General features: G+C 71.2%; 19 protein-coding genes and 1 tRNA gene. 13 read left to right on the top strand and 7 right to left on the bottom strand.

What is annotated here, in order from left to right; genetic code table 11:
- Positions 1-28 precede the first annotated feature (28 nt).
- The 6 genes from paaA to SGA01_RS25620 all read left to right on the top strand — a co-directional run bounded on the left by paaA (position 29) and on the right by SGA01_RS25620 (position 4893).
- Positions 29-1045, top strand: a complete 1017-nt coding sequence (paaA, locus tag SGA01_RS25645) for a 1,2-phenylacetyl-CoA epoxidase subunit PaaA (RefSeq protein WP_141298818.1) — start codon at positions 29-31, stop codon at positions 1043-1045.
- Positions 1042-1329 carry a 1,2-phenylacetyl-CoA epoxidase subunit PaaB gene (gene paaB, locus SGA01_RS25640; protein ID WP_024760355.1) on the top strand — a complete coding sequence of 96 codons (288 nt, stop codon included), beginning with the start codon at positions 1042-1044 and terminating at the stop codon, positions 1327-1329. Before paaA ends, paaB begins: the two co-directional genes overlap by 4 nt.
- Positions 1326-2081: a 1,2-phenylacetyl-CoA epoxidase subunit PaaC gene (gene paaC / locus SGA01_RS25635; protein WP_229918134.1), complete on the top strand. Its 756-nt coding sequence runs from the start codon at positions 1326-1328 to the stop codon at positions 2079-2081. Before paaB ends, paaC begins: the two co-directional genes overlap by 4 nt.
- Complete coding sequence (gene paaD / locus SGA01_RS25630; protein ID WP_055642491.1) at positions 2075-2572, top strand: 1,2-phenylacetyl-CoA epoxidase subunit PaaD; 498 nt, start codon at positions 2075-2077, stop codon at positions 2570-2572. The genes paaC and paaD overlap by 7 nt, the downstream gene beginning before the upstream one ends.
- Entirely contained in the window at positions 2573-3661 is a 1089-nt protein-coding gene (locus SGA01_RS25625; protein ID WP_055642490.1) for a 2Fe-2S iron-sulfur cluster-binding protein, read from the top strand.
- Positions 3662-3759: 98 nt separating this feature from the next.
- On the top strand, positions 3760-4893 hold the full coding sequence (locus tag SGA01_RS25620) for an acyl-CoA dehydrogenase family protein (RefSeq protein WP_141298816.1): 1134 nt from the start codon (positions 3760-3762) through the stop codon (positions 4891-4893).
- A 74-nt stretch (positions 4894-4967) separates the two neighbouring features.
- On the opposite strand, the gene SGA01_RS25615 is transcribed toward SGA01_RS25620, so the two are convergent.
- The 4 genes from SGA01_RS25615 to SGA01_RS25600 all read right to left on the bottom strand — a co-directional run bounded on the left by SGA01_RS25615 (position 4968) and on the right by SGA01_RS25600 (position 9061).
- Positions 4968-5312 carry a rhodanese-like domain-containing protein gene (locus tag SGA01_RS25615; RefSeq protein WP_055642488.1) on the bottom strand — a complete coding sequence of 115 codons (345 nt, stop codon included), beginning with the start codon at positions 5310-5312 and terminating at the stop codon, positions 4968-4970.
- Positions 5313-5369: 57 nt separating this feature from the next.
- Positions 5370-6158 (bottom strand): hypothetical protein, encoded by a 789-nt coding sequence (locus SGA01_RS25610; RefSeq protein ID WP_141298865.1) that lies wholly within the window; start codon positions 6156-6158, stop codon positions 5370-5372.
- 253 nt (positions 6159-6411) lie between these two features.
- Entirely contained in the window at positions 6412-7875 is a 1464-nt protein-coding gene (locus tag SGA01_RS25605) for a DUF2252 domain-containing protein (protein ID WP_141298814.1), read from the bottom strand.
- Positions 7876-7978: 103 nt separating this feature from the next.
- On the bottom strand, positions 7979-9061 hold the full coding sequence (locus SGA01_RS25600; protein ID WP_229918132.1) for an ABC-2 transporter permease: 1083 nt from the start codon (positions 9059-9061) through the stop codon (positions 7979-7981).
- An 82-nt stretch (positions 9062-9143) separates the two neighbouring features.
- On the opposite strand from SGA01_RS25600, the gene SGA01_RS25595 reads away from it, so the two are divergent.
- A complete protein-coding gene (locus SGA01_RS25595; RefSeq protein ID WP_055642485.1) occupies positions 9144-9611 on the top strand; it encodes a MarR family winged helix-turn-helix transcriptional regulator in 468 nt (155 codons plus the stop codon).
- 79 nt (positions 9612-9690) lie between these two features.
- Here the strand turns inward: SGA01_RS25595 and SGA01_RS25590 are convergent, their stop codons facing one another.
- From SGA01_RS25590 to SGA01_RS25580, 3 genes are all read right to left on the bottom strand, one after another.
- Positions 9691-10350, bottom strand: coding sequence for a response regulator (locus tag SGA01_RS25590; RefSeq protein ID WP_141298812.1), 660 nt, complete (start codon positions 10348-10350; stop codon positions 9691-9693).
- A 39-nt stretch (positions 10351-10389) separates the two neighbouring features.
- Complete coding sequence (locus tag SGA01_RS25585) at positions 10390-12222, bottom strand: sensor histidine kinase (protein ID WP_141298863.1); 1833 nt, start codon at positions 12220-12222, stop codon at positions 10390-10392.
- A gap of 154 nt (positions 12223-12376) precedes the next feature.
- Positions 12377-12463 (bottom strand) — tRNA-Leu (locus tag SGA01_RS25580).
- A gap of 565 nt (positions 12464-13028) precedes the next feature.
- On the opposite strand from SGA01_RS25580, the gene SGA01_RS25575 reads away from it, so the two are divergent.
- The 6 genes from SGA01_RS25575 to pknB all read left to right on the top strand — a co-directional run bounded on the left by SGA01_RS25575 (position 13029) and on the right by pknB (position 21182).
- Positions 13029-13910, top strand: coding sequence for an FHA domain-containing protein (locus SGA01_RS25575; protein WP_141298810.1), 882 nt, complete (start codon positions 13029-13031; stop codon positions 13908-13910).
- Positions 13911-13920: 10 nt separating this feature from the next.
- Positions 13921-14445 carry an FHA domain-containing protein FhaB/FipA gene (locus SGA01_RS25570; RefSeq protein WP_141298808.1) on the top strand — a complete coding sequence of 175 codons (525 nt, stop codon included), beginning with the start codon at positions 13921-13923 and terminating at the stop codon, positions 14443-14445.
- 87 nt (positions 14446-14532) lie between these two features.
- A complete protein-coding gene (locus SGA01_RS25565; RefSeq protein WP_141298806.1) occupies positions 14533-16026 on the top strand; it encodes a Stp1/IreP family PP2C-type Ser/Thr phosphatase in 1494 nt (497 codons plus the stop codon).
- 26 nt (positions 16027-16052) lie between these two features.
- Positions 16053-17492, top strand: a complete 1440-nt coding sequence (locus tag SGA01_RS25560; protein WP_141298804.1) for an FtsW/RodA/SpoVE family cell cycle protein — start codon at positions 16053-16055, stop codon at positions 17490-17492.
- Positions 17489-18949, top strand: coding sequence for a peptidoglycan D,D-transpeptidase FtsI family protein (locus tag SGA01_RS25555; RefSeq protein ID WP_141298802.1), 1461 nt, complete (start codon positions 17489-17491; stop codon positions 18947-18949). Before SGA01_RS25560 ends, SGA01_RS25555 begins: the two co-directional genes overlap by 4 nt.
- Before the next feature lie 166 nt (positions 18950-19115).
- Complete coding sequence (gene pknB, locus SGA01_RS25545) at positions 19116-21182, top strand: Stk1 family PASTA domain-containing Ser/Thr kinase (protein ID WP_141298800.1); 2067 nt, start codon at positions 19116-19118, stop codon at positions 21180-21182.
- The last annotated feature ends 21 nt before the right edge of the window (positions 21183-21203 follow it).

The following is a 21203-nucleotide window of genomic DNA, read 5'->3' as shown; positions in this document are numbered from 1 at the left end:
ACCGAACGATCGGTCGGTAGGGGGTTCGATGACCGCAGTGACGGCAGGGACGACAGGAACCACGGGCGCGCCCGGCGTGTCGGACGGGGCCGTGGCGGCGACACAGGCCGCCTACGAAGCCGTGTTCGACGCCGCCGTGGCCGCCGACGAGCGGATCGAGCCGCGCGACTGGATGCCCGAGGCCTACCGCGCCTCGCTCGTCCGGCAGATCGCGCAGCACGCCCACTCCGAAATCATCGGCATGCAGCCCGAGGCGAACTGGATCACCCGCGCGCCCTCGCTGCGCCGCAAGGCGATCCTCATGGCCAAGGTCCAGGACGAGGCCGGCCACGGCCTGTACCTGTACAGCGCCGCGGAGACCCTCGGCACCAGCCGCGACGAGCTGCTCGACAAGCTCCACGCCGGCCGCCAGAAGTACTCCTCGATCTTCAACTACCCGACGCTGACCTGGGCCGATGTCGGCGCGATCGGCTGGCTCGTGGACGGCGCCGCGATCACCAACCAGGTCCCCCTGTGCCGCTGCTCCTACGGCCCGTACGCCCGCGCGATGGTCCGGGTCTGCAAGGAGGAGTCCTTCCACCAGCGCCAGGGATACGAGGCCCTCCTCGCCCTGTCGAACGGCACCGAGGCCCAGCACGCCATGGCGCAGGACGCGGTGGACCGCTGGTGGTGGCCCTCCCTGATGATGTTCGGCCCGCCCGACGACGAGTCGACCCACACCGCGCAGGCGATGGCCTGGAAGATCAAGCGCCACACCAACGACGAACTGCGCCAGCGCTTCGTCGACATCGCCGTGCCCCAGGCCGAGGCCCTCGGACTCACCCTCCCCGACCCCGACCTCCGGTGGAACGAGGAGCGCGGGCACTACGACTTCGGCCCCATCGACTGGACCGAGTTCTGGGACGTCCTCAAGGGCAACGGCCCCTGCAACGACCAGCGGCTCAGCAAGCGGCGCCAGGCCCACGAGGACGGCGCCTGGGTCAGAGAAGCAGCCGCGTCCTACGCGGAGAAGCACACCGGCAAGCACGGGGAGGCACAGGCATGACGAGCGACGGTTGGCCGCTGTGGGAGGTGTTCGTGCGCTCCCGCCGCGGACTGTCCCACACCCACGCGGGCAGTCTCCACGCACCCGACGCGGAGATGGCCCTGCGTAACGCCCGCGACCTGTACACCCGCAGGAGCGAAGGCGTCTCGATCTGGGTCGTGCCCTCCACGGAGATCACCGCCTCCTCGCCCGACGAGAAGGACCCCTTCTTCGAGCCATCCGCGGACAAGCCCTACCGCCACCCGACGTTCTACGAGATCCCGGAGGGGGTGAAGCACCTGTGAGCACCCCCGACACCCGCGAGGCCCCCGTCACCGGCGAGGCCGCCGCGATCACCGCCGCCGCCCTCGCCCTCGGCGACGACGCCCTCGTCCTCTCCCACCGCCTGGGGGAGTGGGCCGGCGCCGCCCCCGTCCTGGAGGAGGAGGTCGCCCTCGCGAACATCGCGCTCGACCTCCTCGGCCAGGCCCGCATCCTGCTCTCCCTCGTCGGCGACGAGGACGAGCTGGCCTACCTCCGCGAGGAGCGCTCCTTCCGGAACGCACAGCTGGTCGAACAGCCGAACGGCGACTTCGCCCACACCATCGCCCGGCAGCTGTACTTCTCCACCTACCAGCACCTCCTGTACGGACAGCTGGCGGCCGGCGACGGCCCCTTCGCCGGCCTGGCGGCCAAGGCCGTCAAGGAAGTCGCCTACCACCAGGACCACGCCGAGCACTGGACCCTACGCCTCGGCGACGGCACCCCCGAGAGCCACGACCGGATGCAGCGGGCCTGCGACGCTCTCTGGCGGTACACCGGCGAGCTGTTCCAGCCCGTCGACGGACTCGACCTGGACCACACGGCCATGGAGAGCGCCTGGCTGGACTCCGTCACGGCCGTCCTCGGCAAGGCCACGCTCACCGTGCCCGCCGGCCCCCGCACCGGAGCCTGGGCCGCGGGCGCCGGCCGACAGGGCCTCCACACCGAGTCCTTCGGACGGATGCTCGCCGAGATGCAGCACCTGCACCGCAGCCACCCGGGCGCGACATGGTGACCATGACGGCCCTGGAGGAGGAACTCAGCCGGATCGCCGGCGCCGTTCCCGACCCGGAGCTGCCCGTCCTCACCCTGGAGGAGCTCGGCGTCATGCGGGGCGTCCACGTCACCGGCCCCGGCCGCGTCGAGGTCTCCCTCACCCCGACGTACACCGGCTGCCCCGCGATAGAGGCGATGTCCTCGGACATCGAGCGCGCCCTCCACGAGCACGGAGTGCCCGACGTCTCCGTCGTCACGGTCCTCGCCCCCGCCTGGTCCACCGACGACATCAGCGAGGAAGGCCGGCGCAAGCTCGCCGAGTTCGGCATCGCCCCGCCCCGCCCCCAGGGCCCGGCCGGCGGCCCCGTGCCCCTCACCCTGGCGATCCGCTGCCCCCACTGCGGCTCCACCGACACCGAGCTCCTCAGCCGCTTCTCCTCCACCGCGTGCAAGGCCCTGCGCCGCTGCACCGCATGCCGCGAACCGTTCGACCACTTCAAGGAGCTGTAGATGCTGCCCTCAGCCGCCGGACGGGCCGGGTTCCATCCGCTCCGGGTGAGCGACGTCGAGCGGCTCACGGACGACTCCGTGGCCGTCACCTTCGCGGTGCCGCCCGAGCTCCACGAGACGTACCGCCACCTCCCCGGCCAGCACCTCGCCCTGCGCCGCGCGGACGAACAGGGCGAGGAGATCCGTCGCACGTACTCGATCTGCGCCCCCGCCGCCCCCGCCGGTGAACCCCCCGTCCTGCGCGTGGGCATCCGACTCGTCGACGGCGGCGCGTTCTCGACGTACGCCCTCAAGGAGCTGGCCGTCGGCGACCTCGTCGAGGTCATGGAACCCATGGGCCGCTTCGCGCTCACCCCGCGCCCCGGCCACTTCGCCGCCGTCGTCGGCGGCAGCGGCATCACCCCGGTCCTGTCCATGGCGGCCACCCTGCTCGCCCGGGAGCCCGAGGCCCGGTTCTGCCTGATCCGCAGCGACCGCACCGCCGCCTCCACGATGTTCCTCGACGAGGTGGCCGACCTCAAGGACCGCTACCCGAACCGCTTCCAGCTCGTCACCGTGCTCTCCCGCGAGGAACAGCAGGCGGGACTGCCCTCCGGTCGCCTCGACCGCGAGCGGCTCGACACCCTGCTGCCCGCGCTGCTGCCGGTCGGCGAGATCGACGGCTGGTTCCTCTGCGGCCCCTTCGGGCTCGTCCAGGGCGCCGAGCAGGCACTGCGCGGCCTCGGAGTGGACCGGGGCAGGATCCACCAGGAGATCTTCCACGTCGACGACGGCTCGGCACCCGCGCCGGTCGGCGCCGCCGACACCCCCGCGCACGCGACCCTGACCGCGACCCTCCACGGCCGCTCCGGCACCTGGCCGGTCGACCGCGGCGAGACGCTCCTCGACACCGTGCTGCGCGCCCGCGCGGACGCGCCGTACGCCTGCAAGGGCGGAGTGTGCGGCACCTGCCGCGCCTTCCTCGTCGGCGGAGAGGTGCGGATGGATCGCAACTTCGCGCTGGAGCCCGACGAGACCGACGCCGGATACGTACTGGCCTGCCAGTCCCATCCCGTCACCCCGGACGTGGAGTTGGACTTCGATCGCTGACGAGTCCCGGCGCCGCCATTCCCTTCCGCTAGAACCTGTTCTATCTTGACGGCTCGTCAGGGCAGAGAGAGCAGGAGCGACAACGGGAGGGCAGGACCGTGGACTTCACCTTCACCGAAGAGCAACAGGCGGCCGTCGAGGCGGCCAAGGCGGTCTTCGCCGGCGTCACACCCGACGCGGTACCGAGCCCGGCCCTCACCCCGGGCGCCGTATCCGAGGACCTCGACCGACCCCTCTGGTCCCGCCTCGCCGCCGCCGACCTGCTCGGTCTCGTCCTGCCCCCCGAGCACGGCGGCGCCGGACTCGACCCCGTCGCGTTCTGCCTCGTGCTACGCGAATCCGCCCGCGTCCTCGCCCGCGTACCCCTGCTGGAGACGGGCGCCGTGGCGATGACCATCGCCCGGTACGCGGACCCGTCGACGGCCGCCACGCTCCTCCCCCGAGTCTGCCGCGGCGAACTCGTCCTCACCGCCGCCTCCCACGGACTCACCGGCCACGACCCGGCCGACCGCGCGGTCACCGCCCACCGCGACGGCACCACCTGGACCCTCGACGGCCTCCAGAACGCCGTCCCCTGGGCCCACGGCGCCGACCTCGTCGCCGTCCCCGCGCACACCCCCGAGGGCCGCACCGCCCTCGCCCTGGTCCCCCGCACCCACGAAGGCGTCACCCTCGCCGACCAGTACTCCACCAGCGGCGAGCTCCTCGCCGAACTCCGCCTCGACGCCGTACGCCTCGACAGCACCGAGGTCATCGAGACCGAAGGCGCCTGGGAACGACTCCGCGAGCTCCTCACCACCGGCACCTGCGCACTCGCCCTCGGACTCGGCGAGGCAGTCCTCACCATGACGAGCCAGTACACCGGCAAGCGGGAACAGTTCGGCCACCCCGTGGCCACGTTCCAGGCCGTCGCCGTCCAGACCGCCGACCGCTACATCGACCTGCGCGCCATGGAGGCCACCCTCTGGCAGGCCGCCTGGCGCGTCTCCACCGGCGCCGCCGGGGCACTCCCCGCCGCCGGGGACATCGCCGTCGCGAAGATCTGGGCCTCCGAGGGCGTACGACGCGTGGTGCAGACCGCGCAGCACCTGCACGGGGGCTTCGGCGCCGACACCGACTACCCCCTGCACCGCTACCACGCCTGGGCCAAGCAGCTCGAACTGTCCCTCGGCCCCGCAGCCGCCCACGAGGAGGCACTGGGCGACCTCCTGGCCGCCCACCCCCTCGGCTGACAACCGACCCAGGCCAGCCAGCCGGCCAGCCGGCTCAGCTCAGCTCAGCTCAGCTCAGCTCAGCTCAGCTCAGCTCAGAGGACGAAAGCCGGGCTCCCGCTCCCCGTCACCATCGGACGCCCGGCACCGTCCCAGGCCAGCATCCCGCCGTCGATGTTCACCGCGTCGAAGCCCTGCTGCACCAGATACTGGGTGACCTGCGCCGACCGGCCGCCCACCCGGCACATCACATAGGCGCGACCGTGCTCGGCCACCGCCTCCGTCACCTCACCGAAGCGCGCCACGAAGTCGCTCATCGGCACGTGCAGCGCACCCTCGATGTGACCGGCTTCCCACTCGTTGTCCTCCCGGACGTCCAGCACCAGCGCATCGGCCGGCACGGAAGCCGCGTCCACCGAGGGCAGCGGGGAGAAATTCATGGGACTGGCCTTCTCTCGTCAGAACCGCCCGACGAAGTTCGAGCGCACGGAAAAAACCTACTCCACCAGCCCGGCAAGCTCGGTCTCACGCTCGGAGACCTGCGCGAGCAGCTGCTCCGCGACCTCCTCCAGGAGCCGGTCCGGGTCGTCCGGAGCCATCCGCAGCATCGCGCCGATCGCGGAATCCTCCAGCTCGCGCGCCATCACGGACAGCATGTCCTTGCGCTGCGCCAGCCACTCCAGACGGGCGTACAGCTCCTCGCTCTCGCTGGGCCGCTCCGCGGCCGGCACGGGACCGGCCTCCCACTCGTCGGAGAGCCCGCGCAGCTGCGCCTCGTCGCCCCGGGCGTAGGCGGCGTTCACCCGCGTGATGAATTCCTCGCGCCGCTGCCGCTCGGCATCCTCCCGGGCCAGGTCGGGGTGGGCCTTGCGGGCCAGCTCACGGTAGAGGCGGCGGGCCTCCTCGCTGGGCCGCACCCGCTTCGGAGCCTGCACCGGCCGCTCGTTGAGCATCGCCGCCGCCTCGGGGGAGAGGCCGTCGGAGTCGATCCAGTCGTGGAAGAGCTCCTCCACCCCGGGCATGGGCATGACCGCGGCCCGCGCTTCCTGGGCCTTCCGCAGATCCTCCGGGTCCCCGGTGCGAGCGGCCCGCGCCTCGGCGATCCGCGCGTCGAGCTCGTCGAGCCGCGCGTACATGGGGCCGAGCCTCTGGTGATGCAGCCGCGAGAAGTTCTCCACCTCGACCCGGAAGGTCTCGACGGCGATCTCGAACTCGATCAGCGCCTGCTCGGCGACTCGCACGGCCCGCTCCAGCCGAGCCTCGGGCCGCTCGTCCGCACCCGGCACCTCAGCACCCGCAGCCGCCTCGCCCTCGACCCGCGCACCCTCCGCAGACGGCTCGCCCTCGACCCGCGCACCACCCACAGACGGCTCCCCCTCGGACCGCTCGTCCGCGGACTCGTCGTTCGCACCCTGGTCCACGCTCACGTTCACGCCCGCCCACGTCGTCGTTCCGGCTCGTCCCACCCAGCCTACGGTCCTTCGGGGGGGGCCTCCCCCTCCCTCCCCCTCCCCTCCCTCCCCCCGATGCGGGCGTCGGTCAGACGCCCAGTTCCGCCGCTATGCGCCCCGCCCGGACGGCGGCGAGCAGGTCGGCGTGGTCCGCGGTGGTGCGGTCCGCGTACGTGACGGCGAAGGACGCGACCGCCTCGTCCAGTTCCTCGTTCTTGCCGCAGTAGCCGGCTATGAGACGCGGATCGGCGCTGTGGGCGTGCGCCCGCGCCAGCAGCGCCCCGGTCATCCGGCCGTAGTCGTCGACCTGATCCACGGTGAGCGCGGCGGGGTCGACGCTGCCCTTGCGGTTGCGGAACTGACGCACCTGGAAGGGGCGCCCCTCGACCGTCGTCCAACCGAGCAGATGGTCGCTCACCACCTGCATCCGCTTCTGTCCGAGGACCACTCGCCGCCCCTCGTGGCCGGCGTCCGGCACGGTGAAGCCCGCGGCCGGCAGGTACGGCAGCAGAACCGAGGGTCTGGCCTCCTTCACCTGGAGCACCAGCGGCTCGCCCCGATGGTCGAGCAGCAGCACGACGTAGGAACGGGTGCCGACGCTGCCGGTGCCGACGACCCGGAAGGCCACGTCATGGACGGCGTACCGTGCGAGGAGCGGCAGCCGGTCCTCGGACACGGTCTCCAGGTAGGCGCCGAGGGAGGCGGTGACGGCCGCCGCCTCGCCGTCGGAGACCCTGCGCAGCACCGGGGGAGCGTCCACGAACCTGCGGCCGCCGCCCTCGGCATCGGCCACGGCCTCGGTCGACCGGGCGGCGAACCGGGCGCTGGTGTTGTTCCGGGCCTTCGCCGAGACCTGCTCCAGGGTGCCGATCAGGTCGCGGGCGTCGGTGTGCGAGACGAGTTCCTCGTCGGCAATCGCGTTCCAGGCGTCGAGGGCGGGGAGCCGGGCCAGGAGGCGCATGGTGCGCCGGTAGGCGCCGACGGTGTCGAACGCGGCCGCCCGGCACACCTCCTCGCTCGCGCCCACTTCCCGCCCGGCGAGGACGAGTGAGGTGACGAGCCTCTTGAGGTCCCACTCCCAGGGGCCGGCGATCGTCTCGTCGAAGTCGTTGAGGTCCATGACGAGCCGGCCGCGGGCGTCGCCGTAGAGGCCGAAGTTGGCGGCGTGCGCGTCGCCGCACAGCTGGGCGGATATCCCGGTGACGGGGGTCGTGACGAGGTCCTGGGCCATCAGGCCGGCGGAGCCGCGCAGGAAGGCGAAGGGGCTCGCCGCCATCCGTCCGACGCGTATCGGCGTGAGCTCGGGGACCCGTCCCCGGCTGGACTCCTCGACGGCGCGGACGGCGTCCGGCCGGTCGGCTGCGAGGGCCGGCCGGTCGTGCGAGGAGCGAGGCACCCGGCCGCGCAGTTCCTTGCCGACGTCCTTGGGGGAGACCCCCGCGCCGCCGTCGGCGGCGCGGCGCACAAATCCCGCCACGTGCGGGACGCGCTCACCGTCCGCCGCCCCGTCCGTACCGCGCTGTCCCGGCACCACGGCCCGGATCTCGTCCATGGGATGCCCTCCCCCGATGCGATGTCCAACATCATCCGGCCCTGACGGTACCGCCGCACCTGATCGACCGTCTCCCCCTGTGGACAACGCCCTGTGGACAACCTCAGACAGCGACGACCTCCTCCATCTCCTCCTCGACCCCTTCCACGATCCGGGCCTTCTCCCCGACCGTCTCCGCCCTCGTCTCCCCGGCCTTCGCCGCGCTGTTCCTCCTGGCCTCCACGACCCCCGCGGCCACCACGAGGGCGACTCCGGCGAGGAGCCACAGGGCGAGGACGAGGACGTGTCCGCCGAGCGCGTGACCGCCGAAGTACACATGGCTGCGGACGCCCTCGACGAAGCCCGCGCCGTTCCAGAAGGCGTGCAGCGCGCCGAAGAAGCCGGGCTGGAGTTCGGGCCGGTAGATGCCGCCGGAGCTCGTGAAGTTGAGCATGACGAAGAGCACCATCACGCCGAGCGTGGTCCAGCGGCGCAGGAAGGTGTGGAGGCCGACGCCGACGAGCAGGATGCCCGCCGCGTAGAGCCAGGACATCGCCCAGACCCCGGCGAGCCCCTGGTCGACGAGGTGGAAGACCGGTCCGGCGAACAGGGTGCCGATCAGGCTGACGACCAGCGACATGGCGACGGCGAGGAGGGCCCTGATCCGCATGGGCAGGACGGCGCCTGCTCCGCCGATGACGGCGACCGAGGCGTAGGCGCCGATGCTGAGGGCGACGAGCAGGAAGAAGATGCCCTGGCCGGTGGGGTCGCCGGAGGCGACGGGGGCGACGTCGGTGACCTTGAGCGGGGCGTCCTCGGCGGCGGCGACCTTGGTGAACACCTTCTCCACGGCCATGGCGCTGGTGTCGGAGGAGCCAGAGGCGACGATGAGCTCGGGCTTCTCGCCGGGGATGTAGGCCCCGAAGCTGCCCTGTTCGCGCAGCGAGGCGACGGCCGTCGCCCGGTCGGCGACGGTACGGACGTCGAGGGCACCGGCGCCCTTGTCCTGGAGCGTCTGGGCGAGGACCTGGGCGCTCGGCCCGGACCCGACGACGTCGACGCGCAGGTCGTGGGGCGCGGGGGCGTGGAAGGCGCCGAGGTAGGCCAGGCCCATGCCGACACACATCAGCAGGGGAGTGAGCAGATGTCCGAGGACATGCCTCAACGCGCCGTCGGTACTCGGTCCTGCGGACACCGGAACCTCCATGGTTGGCTTTTACAACTACATAACCGTTGTACTATACAACTGAACCGGCAGGCGGCAACAACGGACGACAGGGGAGCGCACCATGACCGGCGGCGCAGAGGTACCGCGCGAGGCGTCGCTGGACGTCATCCAGCGCGAGCTGACGGCGTTCGCGCGCAGGGCCCGCGCCGCGGCGGCCCGGGTCCACCCCGAGCTCCCGCTCGTCTCCTACACGCTCCTCGCCCACATCGACGGGCAGCGCGGCTGCCGGGCCACGGACCTCGCGACCCACTACCTGCTGGACAAGTCGACGGTCAGCCGCCAGGTCGCCACTCTGGAGCGGCTCGGACTCGTCGAGCGCCGGCCTGCCCCCGACGACCACCGCGTCCAGGTGCTGCACCCCACGGAGGCGGGCGCCGAGGTCCTCGCCTCGGCGCAGACGAGCCGCCTCGCCGCGTATCAGGAGCGCCTCAGGGACTGGTCGGCCGACGACCTCGCCCAGTTCGCCGCGTACCTGCTCCGCTACAACACCGCGAGCCCGAGCGGCCTCCCGGACAGCTCCCCGCACTGACCCGAGCCACCCCGCCCACCCGAGCCACCCAGCGGACCCGGTCCGCGCGGCCGAGGCAGGCCGCCGCGGGCAGGGGGCCTTACAGCCCCGCGTCCCGGGCCAGCAGCGCCGCCTGCACCCGGTTCTCGCAGTCCAGCTTGGCGAGGATCCGGCTCACGTACGTCTTCACCGTGGCCTCGCTCATGTGCAGCCGCCGGCCCGCGTCCGCGTTGGACAGCCCTTCCCCGAGCACCGCCAGCACCTCGCGCTCCTTCTCGCTCAGCGCCGCCACCCGCACCCGCGCCTGCTCGGACCGCGCCGCCTCCCGGCCCGTGGCGAGCCGCTCCACCACGTGTCGGGTCGCCGCCGGCGACAGATACGCGTCCCCCGCCGCGGCCGCCCGCACCGCCCGGATCAGCTCGGCCGGCGCCGTGTCCTTGAGCAGGAACCCGGCACCCCCGTGCTCCAGGGCCCGCAGGACGTTCTCCCGCTCCCCGAAGGTCGTCAGGACGATCACCCGGGCCGCCGGCGCGGCCCGGCGCAGCTCCGGCAGCGCGGAGAGGCCGTCGAGCACCGGCATCTGGATGTCGAGCAGCACCACGTCGGCGGCGTGCGCCCGCGCAGCCTCGACGGCCGCGCGGCCGTCGGCCGCCTCGCCGACCACCTGGATGTCCGGGTCCGAGATGAGGATCATCCGGATCCCGGCCCGGATCAGGGGCTCGTCATCGGCGATCACGACCCTGATGGGCTGCCCTGCCACAGCTACTCCCCCACGACTCCGGTGAGGCCGAGGACAGCGTCACCGCTGCTCGACCACGTACGACTTCTTCTCGATCAGCTTGCCGTCCTTGAAGCAGAACCGGAAAACGGGCTCCTCGGCGAAGGATTCACCGGTCTCCGTGGAGAGCAGCACCAGACAGTCGGCGCCCTCCGGCCGCGCGGGCCCCTTGCCCCCCAGGCCCGCGGTGGCTATCGAGTCGCCCGAAGGGAGCTGGTCCCGGACCTCCCGCTCGGCCGTGCCGACCTTGACCGCGTCGTACTCCTTGGGGTCGATCATCCCCTTCTCCAGCGAACCGATCATGAAGTAGAGCCCGAAGCCCGCGGCCACCACGAGCAGGACGAGCGCGCCGAACGCGATCCCGCACCCCAGGGCGACCCCGCCGCCCGCGCCCATGCCCCTGCCCTTGCCCCCGCGCACTGCCATCGCCAGCTCCCGCTCCGTGAACGTCCAGTCGGCCGGTCCGACCACGACCGGACGACCATCGCCCACGAGCGGTCTCGTCGACTGCTGCCGGAAGTCGTCGGCCGCATCGACCAAAGGCGCTGCCTCGGCGACGGGTGCCGCTCCGTACGGCAGCATCCCGGCCACCCGGAACCCGCCTCCGTCCGCCGGACCCGCGTGGCACATGCCGCCCACCAGCCGGGCCCGCTCGGCGAGTCCGGTCAGCCCCTGTCCGCCGCTCACCACGTCCTTGGCCGGGCCGTCCGCCGACGCCTCGTTGAGGACCTCCACGACGAAGGTGTCCGGCTCGTACCGCAGCTCGACGGCGATCGGCGCCCCCGGCGCGTACTTGTAGGCGTTGGTCAGCGCCTCCTGCACGATCCGGTACGCGGCATGGTCCGCGGCCGGTGCCAGCGGCCGCTCCTCCCCGAGCCGGCGCAGCCCGACCGTGGTTCCGGCCGCCCTGGCCGCCGCCACGAGTCCCTCGATACCGGCGGTCCCCCGCGCCGCCTTCCCGGTCTCGTCGCCGGCCCGCGCGGGCGCGGAGCCCGTTCCTTCCGTGGCCTCGATCCCGTCGCGCAATATGCCGACGACCTCCCGCAGCTCCTGCATCGCCGTCACCGAGGCGTTCCGCAGGACTCCGACCACCTCGCGCTGCCGCTCGCTCAGCTCCCGGTCCACTTCCAGGGCACCCGTGTGCACGGCGATCAGCGCCAGCTGGTGCCCGAGGCTGTCGTGCATGTCCTGGGCGATCCGCTGCCGCTCCCGCAGCCGCGCCTGCCAGGCCACCATCGTCCGCTCGCGCAGCAGCTGGGCGTTGCGCTCCTGGAGGGCGTGCAGCAGGGTCCGCCGCTGGGTCCAGTAACGGTGGGCGAGGCCCGGCGCCAGGGTCGTGCCCAGGTAGTAGAGGGCCGCGAGGAAGGCCATCGTGAGCAGCCGCTGCCGGTCCCAGGTCTCCAGGAGCGTGCCTCCGACGTCCAGGACGAAGGCGGCCATGAACGCGGCCAGCGCCCGCCCGGCGCTCTCCACGTACCGGCCGGCCGACCAGCCGACCACGATCAGCAGGGGTCCGAAGCCGGGCAGGAAGGGGGAGAGCCCCGCGGCGAGGACGAGCACGCTCGCGGGCAGTCTGCGCCGCAGCAGCGACAGCACGGCGGCGCCGACGGCGACCACGACGAGGCGCCGGCCCTCGCCGCCCAGGAGCTCCTCGCTCCCGGCGGCGAGCAGCGCGAGGACCACGGCGAGCGAGATCTCACCCGCGGTACGACGCCGAGACCACTGGCCCGGTACGAAGAACCATCCCCACCAGGCGGCGGCCCTGTCCCCGATGACGCGCCCGATCCCTGCCCCGGCCCCTGGCTCTTTCCCGGACTCGCTGCCGCTCGCGCCCCGGTCCCCCGACTTCGACATAACGTCCACGCTCGCACCCTAGGCAGCGGACCCGACCGCGGACGTCCGTCTTTCGTCTCGCCCCGCGACGACAAAAGTCGCGACGTGGGAAGGCTCACAATCTGCGACACAAACGCAGAAGCCCCGTAGGTCGATGACCTACGGGGCTTCCGTCTGGTGCGCGAGGGGGGAGTTGAACCCCCACGCCCTTTCGGGCACTGGAACCTGAATCCAGCGCGTCTGCCTATTCCGCCACCCGCGCATTGGTGGCCTCCCTGCCCTCTCACCTTTCGGTGCGAGCGCCTGGCGACATCTGAAGATTAGCACGTCGCAGACCGTGGATTCACATCCCTTGTTTCGCCCCCACTCCCGCAGAACAAGGAGAGAGGGAGGCCGGAGGGAGACCCCGAAGGGGAACGCGTGGGGAAGGAGCGGAAGGGGAGGAAGGAAGGGGAAGGAAAGCGAAGCAGGCCGACGCGAAGGGATGGATCGGGTGGAACGGATGCAGCGGATGGAACGGATGGAGGGGAGGGAACGGTCGGACGATCGGGAACTGTCGGGAACCGTTGTGAACGGGTGGGTAACGGCAGGAGGAGGGAGGAAGGTGACGGACCGCACTCGGTCTCCGGCTCCGGACCCCCGGTCCCACCGCCGCTCCCTCAGCCGGGTGCGGGACACTGTCCACAGGCCACCTCTACGATCCGGGGGAAAGGTCTGTGAGAGGTGACACTCGTCCACAGGGCAGAGAAGGGGAACCAGCCGATTTCCCGACGCGTGGATACGATCAGTAAGCAGTACCAGGACGACAACGACGGAGGAGGTGCCCCATGGGAGTCCTGAAGCGATTCGAGCAGCGCCTCGAAGGTCTGGTCAACGGCACCTTCGCCAAGGTCTTCAAGTCCGAGGTCCAGCCCGTCGAGATCGCCGGCGCGCTCCAGCGCGAGTGCGACAACAACGCGACGATCTGGAACCGCGAGCGGACCGTCGTCCCCAACGACTTCATCGTGGAGCTGAGCGCGCCGGACTACGAGCGCCTCAGCCCCTACTCGGGTCAGCTCGGCGACGAGCTCGCCGGCCTGGTCAGGGACTACGCGAAGCAGCAGCGCTACACCTTCATGGGCCCGATCAAGGTCCACCTGGAGAAGGCCGACGACCTCGACACCGGTCTGTACCGGGTGCGCAGCCGCACCCTCGCGTCGAGTACGTCACAGTCGCAGCCGCCTGCCTCCGGACATCAGCAGCCTCACCAGCAGCAGGGCCAGGCGCAGGGCCGCGGCGGTTACGGGTACCCCCCGACCGGCGCCCCGCCCATGCCCGCCTCGCCGCCTCCCGGCGCTCCCGGCCAGCGGCCCGCGGCTCCCGCGGGACGCCCGGCGGGTGGCCCCGTGGCCATGCCCGGCACGGCCTCCGGGGCGGGAGCGGGCTCCCAGGCCCGCCGCTGGATCGAGATCAACGGCACCCGCCATCAGATCTCCCGCCCGACCCTGGTCCTCGGCCGCAGCACCGAAGCGGACGTGAGGATCGACGATCCCGGCGTCTCCCGCCGGCACTGCGAGATCCGGACCGGAACGCCCTCGACGATCCAGGATCTGGGATCCACCAACGGCATCGTGGTGGACGGGCAGCACACCACCCGCGCTACGCTCCGCGACGGCTCGCGGATCGTCGTGGGCAGCACCACCATCGTTTACCGGCAAGCCGAAGGGTGAAGCGGGGGCAATGTCAGAGCTGACCCTGACGGTCATGCGGTTGGGTTTCCTGGCCGTTCTGTGGCTGTTCGTCATCGTGGCCGTCCAGGTCATTCGCAGCGATCTGTTCGGAACGCGGGTGACCCAGCGCGGCTCGCGGCGCCAGGACGCCCGGCCGCAGCAGAACACGCGCCAGCAGGCCGCCGCGCCTCCGCAGCAGCGCGGCCAGCAGCCGCCCGCGGGCGGGCGGCAGCGCCGTGGCGCCCCGACCAAGCTGGTCGTCTCCGAGGGCACCCTCACCGGCACGACCGTCGCCCTCCAAGGCCAGACGATCACGCTGGGCCGGGCGCACGACTCGACGATCGTGCTGGACGACGACTACGCGTCCAGCCGGCACGCAAGGATCTACCCCGACCGGGACGGCCAGTGGATCGTCGAGGATCTCGGGTCCACGAACGGCACCTATCTCGACCGGACCCGCCTCACCACCGCCACACCGATTCCGCTGGGCGCGCCGATTCGCATCGGCAAGACCGTCATCGAGCTGCGGAAGTAGTACGACAATGAGCGGAGCGACCGGAGGGTGGGCAGTGTGGGTCGAGACCGGCTGTACCCCGATGCAGCGTCGACAGGGCAGGTGCGCATGACTCTGTCCCTGCGTTTCGCCGCGGGCTCCCACAAGGGCATGATCCGCGAGGGCAACGAGGACTCCGGCTACGCCGGCCCCCGGCTGCTCGCCATCGCCGACGGCATGGGCGGCCAGGCCGCCGGTGAGGTCGCCTCCTCCGAGGTGATCTCCACCCTCGTCACGCTCGACGACGACGTCCCCGGCTCCGACATCCTCACCTCGCTCGGTACGGCGGTGCAGCGCGCCAACGACCAGCTTCGGATGATGGTCGAGGAGGACCCGCAGCTGGAGGGCATGGGCACGACGCTCACGGCCCTGCTGTGGACCGGCCAGCGCCTCGGCCTCGTGCACGTCGGCGACTCCCGCGCCTACCTGCTCCGCGACGGTGTCCTCACCCAGATCACGCAGGACCACACCTGGGTGCAGCGCCTCGTCGACGAGGGCCGGATCACCGAGGAAGAGGCCACCACCCACCCGCAGCGTTCGCTGCTCATGCGCGCGCTCGGCAGCGGTGACCACGTCGAACCCGATCTCTCCATCCGCGAGGTCCGGGCCGGCGACCGCTACCTGATCTGCTCCGACGGCCTGTCCGGCGTGGTCTCCCACCAGACCCTCGAGGACACGCTCGCCAGCTACCAGGGCCCGCAGGAGACCGTGCAGGAGCTGATCCAGCTCGCGCTGCGCGGCGGCGGCCCCGACAACATCACGGTGATCGTCGCCGACGTCCTCGACGTCGACGGCGGCGACACCCTCGCCGGTCACCTCAGCGACACCCCGGTCATCGTGGGCGCGGTCGCCGAGAACCAGGCGGCCCAGCTGAACGACGGCGGGGCGATGCAGACCCCCGCCGGCCGCGCCTCCGGCCTCGGCCGCCCCGCCCCGCACCAGCAGCCGCCCGCCGGCGGCTTCGGTCCGCCCGGCAGCGGCGACGACCACGGCTACGGCGGCATGCCGCCGCAGGGCTCCTTCGAGTCGTACACGGACGACGACTTCGTCAAGCCGCGCACCGGCCGCAAGTGGCTCAAGCGCTCCTTCTTCCTCGTCCTGGCCCTCGCCGTCGTCGGCGGCGGGCTCTACGGCGGCTGGCGGTGGACGCAGACGCAGTACTTCGTCGGCTCCAAGGACCAGCACGTGGCGCTCTACCAGGGCATCAGCCAGGACCTGGCCTGGGTCTCGCTGTCGAAGGTCGAGAAGGACCACCCCGAGATCGAACTCAAGTACCTCCCCGCCTACCAGCGGAAGCAGGTCGAGGACACGATCGCGGGCGGCAGCCTCGGCAAGGCCGAGACGAAGATCTCCGAGCTGGCCGCACAGGCCTCGGCCTGCAAGAAGACCGAGCAGCGCCGCGCCGCCGCCGAGAAGGCCGCGGACCAGGCGAGCAAGCCGCCGGCCGAGACGCCGGAAGGCACCGCCACCCCTGACTCCAAGCCCACCACAGCCGCTCCGTCGCCGGGTCCCACCCTCACCGCGGAGGAGCAGAAGCTGGCCTCGAACTGCGGCAAGCAGTAAGCACCCGTAGGGGGCCTTTCACCACCATGAGCGTTGTCACCAACACGACCACCATCGGCGCGATCGAGGCGCCGAGCCGCCGCAACACCGAGCTGGCGCTGCTCGCGTTCGCCGTCGCCATCCCGGTGTTCGCGTACCTCAACGTGGGCCTGGCCATCGACGGCAAGGTCCCGGCCGGCATGGCCGGGTACGGGCTCGGTCTCGCCCTGCTCGCGGGCGTCGCCCACCTCGTGGTGCGGAAGTGGGCCCCGTACTCGGACCCGCTGCTGCTGCCCCTCGCGACCCTGCTCAACGGCATGGGCCTGGTGCTGATCTGGCGCCTGGACCAGTCGCCGCGGCTCATCGCGACCTCGATGCGGCTGTACAAGAGCTTCAGCCCGGACGCTCCGAGCCAGATGATGTACTCGGCGGTCGGCATCGCCATGTTCGTGGGCGTGCTGCTGCTGCTCAAGGACCATCGCGTCCTCCAGCGCTACACGTACATCTCCATGGTGGTGTCCCTCGTCCTGCTGCTGCTGCCGCTCGTCCCGGGCCTCGGTGCGGACGTGTTCGGCGCCAAGATCTGGATCCGCGTCGGCGGTTTCTCCATCCAGCCGGGTGAGTTCGCCAAGCTGGTCCTCGCCGTCTTCTTCTCCGGTTACCTGATGGTGAAGCGCGACGCGCTGGCCCTGGCCAGCCGCCGCTTCATGGGGCTCTACCTGCCGCGTGGCCGTGACCTCGGCCCGATCCTCACGATCTGGGCGGTCAGCCTCCTCATCCTGGTCTTCGAGAACGACCTCGGAACCTCGCTGCTGTTCTTCGGCATGTTCGTGATCATGCTGTACGTCGCGACCGAGCGGACCAGCTGGATCGTCATGGGTCTGCTGATGGCAGTCGCCGGTGCGGCGGTCGTCGGCTCCACGGCCAGCCACGTGAAGTCCCGCGTGGCGGCCTGGCTCGACCCGTTCGGCTGCCTGGAGACGGCCACCGACCAGAACATGCTCAACGCCTGTGACCAGATGACCCAGGTACTGATGTCCTTCGGCTCCGGAGGCATCCTGGGCACCGGCCTCGGCCAGGGCAACTCCGACCTCATCAGCTTCGCCGCCAACTCGGACTTCATCTTCGCCACCGTCGGCGAAGAGCTCGGGCTCGCCGGTGTGATGGTCTTCCTGCTGCTCTACGGGCTGATCGTCGAGCGAGGCATCCGCACCGCCCTCGCCGCCCGCGACCCCTTCGGCAAGCTGCTCGCGATGGGCCTCTCCGGCGCCTTCGCACTCCAGATCTTCGTCGTCGCCGGCGGCGTGATGGGCCTCATCCCGCTCACCGGTATGACCATGCCGTTCCTCGCGTACGGCGGTTCCTCCGTGATCGCCAACTGGGCACTGATCGGCATCCTGATCCGGATCAGCGACACCGCGCGGCGGCCCGCGCCCGCGCCCGCCCCGTCCCCCGACGCCGAGATGACCCAGGTGGTCCGTCCGTGAACAAGCCGCTGCGGCGGGTCGCGATCTTCTGCGGCCTGCTCGTCTTCGCCCTGCTGCTGCGCGACAACTGGCTCCAGTTCGTCCGCGCCGACGAGCTGAACGCTCACCCGAAGAACACCCGCGTACGGATCGAGCGGTACGCCAACGAGCGCGGCAACATCATCGTCGACGGCAAGCCGATCACCGGTTCCGTCGACTCCGGCGGCAACTACTACAAGTACAAGCGCACCTACGTGAACGGCCCCATGTGGGCTCCCGTCACCGGCTACGCCTCGCAGGTCTACGACGCCAACCAGATCGAGAAGATCGAGGACGGCATCCTCACCGGCAACGACGACCGGCTCTTCTTCGACCGCACCCTCGCCATGTTCACCGGCGACAAGAAGAAGGGCGGTGACGTCGTCACCACCCTCAGCGGTGCCGCGCAGAAGGCCGCCTACGAGGGCCTGGGCAAGAACACCGGTGCCGTCGTCGCGATCGAGCCGTCCACCGGCAAGGTCCTGGCCCTCGCATCCACCCCGTCGTACGACCCGGCCTCCATCGCCGGCAGCAACGACGAGAAGGCCTGGGTCGCGCTGAACGGGGCCAAGAACAAGCCGATGCAGAACCGGGCGCTGCGCGAGATCTACCCCCCCGGCTCCGTCTTCAAGGTCGTCACCGCCGCCGCGGCTCTGGAGAGCGGCAAGGTCACCGACATCAACGCGGCGACCGAGACCCCCGAGGGCTGGAAGATCCCGCTCTCCAGGGTCCCGATGAAGAACCACTCGGGCGGCTGCGCGAACGCGAGCCTGAACGAGGCGCTGCGGGTCTCCTGCAACTCGGTCTTCGCGAAGCTCGGTGACGACGTCGGCCGCGACAAGATGGTGGAGATGGCGGAGAAGTTCGGCTTCAACGCCGAACAGTTCACGCCGGTCCGTTCCGCCGCCTCCGTCTACGACAAGCAGGCCGACCGCGGCGGCAACGCGCTCTCCTCCATCGGCCAGTTCAACACCGCGACCACCCCGCTCCAGATGGCGATGGTCACGGCGGCGATCGCCAACGACGGCAAGCTGATGAAGCCGTACATGATCGACAAGCTGGTCGCTCCGAACCTCGACGTCATCAAGCAGAACGATCCGGAGGAGATGAGCCGGCCGGTCTCCCCGGAGAACGCCCAGAAGCTCCAGCAGATGATGGAGAACGTCGTCTCCAAGGGCACCGGCGCCAAGGCCGACCTGAACATGGACGGCGTGAGGGTCGGCGGCAAGACCGGCACCGCGCAGCACGGCGAGAAGAACGCCAAGCGTCCGTACGCCTGGTTCATCTCGTACGCCAAGACCGATCAGGGCTCCCCGGTGGCCGTCGCCGTGATCGTCGAGGACGCCGAGGGCACCAACCGCGAGGACATCAGCGGTGGCGGCCTGGCCGCCCCGATCGCGAAGGCCGTCATGAAGGCCGTCATCAAGAACCGGGGCTGATCCCCCGCACACATACGAGCCGGGTACCAGCCAGGTACCGGTCAGGTATCAGCTACCGGCCCCGAGCGGAACGCCTCCCCGGGGCCGGTAGCGTATGCGCGAACAGCACACACCGCCGGACCACCCATGGGTGCGGTCGGGACAGACGGAGAGGGCTGGATTAGCTATGGAAGAGCCGCGTCGCCTCGGCGGCCGGTACGAGCTGGGCTCGGTGCTCGGCCGTGGTGGCATGGCCGAGGTGTACATCGCCCAGGACACCCGGCTCGGCCGCACCGTCGCCGTGAAGACGCTGCGGGCCGACCTGGCCCGCGATCCGTCCTTCCAGGCCCGGTTCCGCCGTGAGGCACAGTCCGCCGCCTCGCTGAACCACCCGGCGATCGTCGCGGTCTACGACACCGGCGAGGACTACGTCGACCAGGTCTCCATCCCGTACATCGTGATGGAGTACGTCGACGGGTCGACCCTGCGCGAGCTGCTGCACTCGGGACGCAAGCTGCTCCCCGAGCGCACCCTCGAGATGACGGTCGGCATCCTCCAGGCGCTCGAGTACTCGCACCGCGCCGGCATCGTGCACCGTGACATCAAGCCGGCGAACGTCATGCTGACGCGCACCGGCCAGGTCAAGGTCATGGACTTCGGCATCGCGCGCGCCATGGGCGACGCGGGCATGACCATGACGCAGACCGCCGCCGTGATCGGCACCGCCCAGTACCTCTCCCCGGAGCAGGCCAAGGGCGAGCAGGTCGACGCCCGGTCCGACCTGTACTCCACGGGCTGCCTGCTGTACGAGCTCCTCACCGTCCGGCCCCCCTTCATCGGTGACTCCCCGGTCGCGGTCGCGTACCAGCACGTCCGCGAGGAGCCTCAGGCGCCGAGCAACTTCGACGCCGAGATCACGCCGTCGATGGACGCCATCGTCCTCAAGGCACTGGTCAAGGACCCCGACTACCGCTACCAGTCGGCGGACGAGATGCGCGCCGACATCGAGGCCTGCCTCGACGGTCAGCCGGTCGCGGCCGCCGCCGCGATGGGCATCGGGATGGGCATGGGCGGCGCGCCCGCGTACGGCGGGGGTTACGGCGGCTACCCGGAGGACCAGCCGACGACCGCGCTGCGCCAGGCCGACCCGGCGGGTCAGACCTCGATGATGCCCCCGATCAACGGGGACGACGGTGGCTACGGCTACGACGACCGTCCGGACCGGCGCCGGGGCGGTGGCCAGAAGAAGTCGAACACCTCGACGATCCTGCTGGCCCTGGCCGGTGTCCTGGTGCTGGTCGGTGCGATCTTCATCGGCGTCTCGCTGTTCGACAAGAAGGAAGGGACCCCGCAGGTCCCGGTCCCCCAGCTCGTCGGTCAGCCGCTGAAGGCGGCCGAGGGCCTCGCGGCCAACGCCCAGGTGAAGGCCGTCCAGGCCGGCACCGAGCGCTGCGCCGAGCCCAAGGGCTCCGTCTGCCGGCAGGTCCCGGTCGCGGACGGCACCGCGCAGATGGACACCGGAAGCACGGTCCAGCTGTTCATCTCCGAGGGCGCCCCCCTCGAAGAGGTCCCGGACGTCGTCGAGCAGTCCCAGGAGCGCGCCGAGCAGACCCTGAAGGACAAGGGCTTCAAGGTCAAGGTCGAGCAGCAGGAGTCCGACGAGGACCCGGGCACGGTCCTGAGCACGAACCCGCAGGGCGGCACCAAGGCGGAGAAGAACTCCGAGGTGACGATCACCGTCGCGAAGCAGATGCTGTCCGAGCTTCCCGACCAGAAGGGCCGGTCCTACGACCAGGCCGTCCAGCAGCTGAACGCCGTCGGCTTCACCAACGTGGCCCGGCAGGACGTGGACTCCGACCAGCCCAAGGACACGGTCGTCGACATGACGCCGCAGGGCGGCACGGACCAGCCGAAGGACACCCAGGTCACGCTGAAGGTCTCCAAGGGCCCGCAGCAGGTCCAGGTCCAGATCCCCACGGACATCGCCACCAAGCCGTTCAAGGACGTCAAGGCGCAGCTCGAGGCCTTGGGTCTGGTCGTCACCCAGTCCGGCTCCGACAAGGAGGACGCCACGGTGATCACCTCGACCCCGGGTCCCGGCTCGATGGTCAACGTCGGCGACGCGGTCACCGTCATCACCGTGGGCGGCGGGGGCAACCCCGGCGGTAACCCCGGTGGCGCAGACGGCGGCAACCCCGGCGGGAACGGCAACCCCGACGGCGGGGACAACGACGGCGGCGGCTTCTTCGGCTGACGGCCGTACCCGCCCCGCACG

Origin of the sequence: Streptomyces gardneri (genome assembly GCF_006539185.1) — a bacterium.
Taxonomy (GTDB): Bacteria; Actinomycetota; Actinomycetes; order Streptomycetales; family Streptomycetaceae; genus Streptomyces; species Streptomyces gardneri.
The sequence above is the reverse complement of the archived record's forward strand: the minus strand, read 5'-3'. Positions and strand labels throughout refer to the sequence as shown.

What these genes read in the sequence shown, in the direction of transcription:
- SGA01_RS25565 (WP_141298806.1), top strand. Translation starts at nt 14,533, where the DNA reads ATGACTCTGTCCCTGCGTTTCGCCGCGGGCTCCCACAAGGGCATGATC.
- SGA01_RS25605 (WP_141298814.1), bottom strand. Translation starts at nt 7,875, where the DNA reads ATGGACGAGATCCGGGCCGTGGTGCCGGGACAGCGCGGTACGGACGGG.
- paaD (WP_055642491.1), top strand. Translation starts at nt 2,075, where the DNA reads ATGGTGACCATGACGGCCCTGGAGGAGGAACTCAGCCGGATCGCCGGC.
- SGA01_RS25595 (WP_055642485.1), top strand. Translation starts at nt 9,144, where the DNA reads ATGACCGGCGGCGCAGAGGTACCGCGCGAGGCGTCGCTGGACGTCATC.
- SGA01_RS25585 (WP_141298863.1), bottom strand. Translation starts at nt 12,222, where the DNA reads ATGTCGAAGTCGGGGGACCGGGGCGCGAGCGGCAGCGAGTCCGGGAAA.
- paaB (WP_024760355.1), top strand. Translation starts at nt 1,042, where the DNA reads ATGACGAGCGACGGTTGGCCGCTGTGGGAGGTGTTCGTGCGCTCCCGC.
- SGA01_RS25600 (WP_229918132.1), bottom strand. Translation starts at nt 9,061, where the DNA reads ATGGAGGTTCCGGTGTCCGCAGGACCGAGTACCGACGGCGCGTTGAGG.
- SGA01_RS25570 (WP_141298808.1), top strand. Translation starts at nt 13,921, where the DNA reads ATGTCAGAGCTGACCCTGACGGTCATGCGGTTGGGTTTCCTGGCCGTT.
- SGA01_RS25575 (WP_141298810.1), top strand. Translation starts at nt 13,029, where the DNA reads ATGGGAGTCCTGAAGCGATTCGAGCAGCGCCTCGAAGGTCTGGTCAAC.
- SGA01_RS25625 (WP_055642490.1), top strand. Translation starts at nt 2,573, where the DNA reads ATGCTGCCCTCAGCCGCCGGACGGGCCGGGTTCCATCCGCTCCGGGTG.
- paaA (WP_141298818.1), top strand. Translation starts at nt 29, where the DNA reads ATGACCGCAGTGACGGCAGGGACGACAGGAACCACGGGCGCGCCCGGC.
- SGA01_RS25615 (WP_055642488.1), bottom strand. Translation starts at nt 5,312, where the DNA reads ATGAATTTCTCCCCGCTGCCCTCGGTGGACGCGGCTTCCGTGCCGGCC.
- SGA01_RS25560 (WP_141298804.1), top strand. Translation starts at nt 16,053, where the DNA reads ATGAGCGTTGTCACCAACACGACCACCATCGGCGCGATCGAGGCGCCG.
- pknB (WP_141298800.1), top strand. Translation starts at nt 19,116, where the DNA reads ATGGAAGAGCCGCGTCGCCTCGGCGGCCGGTACGAGCTGGGCTCGGTG.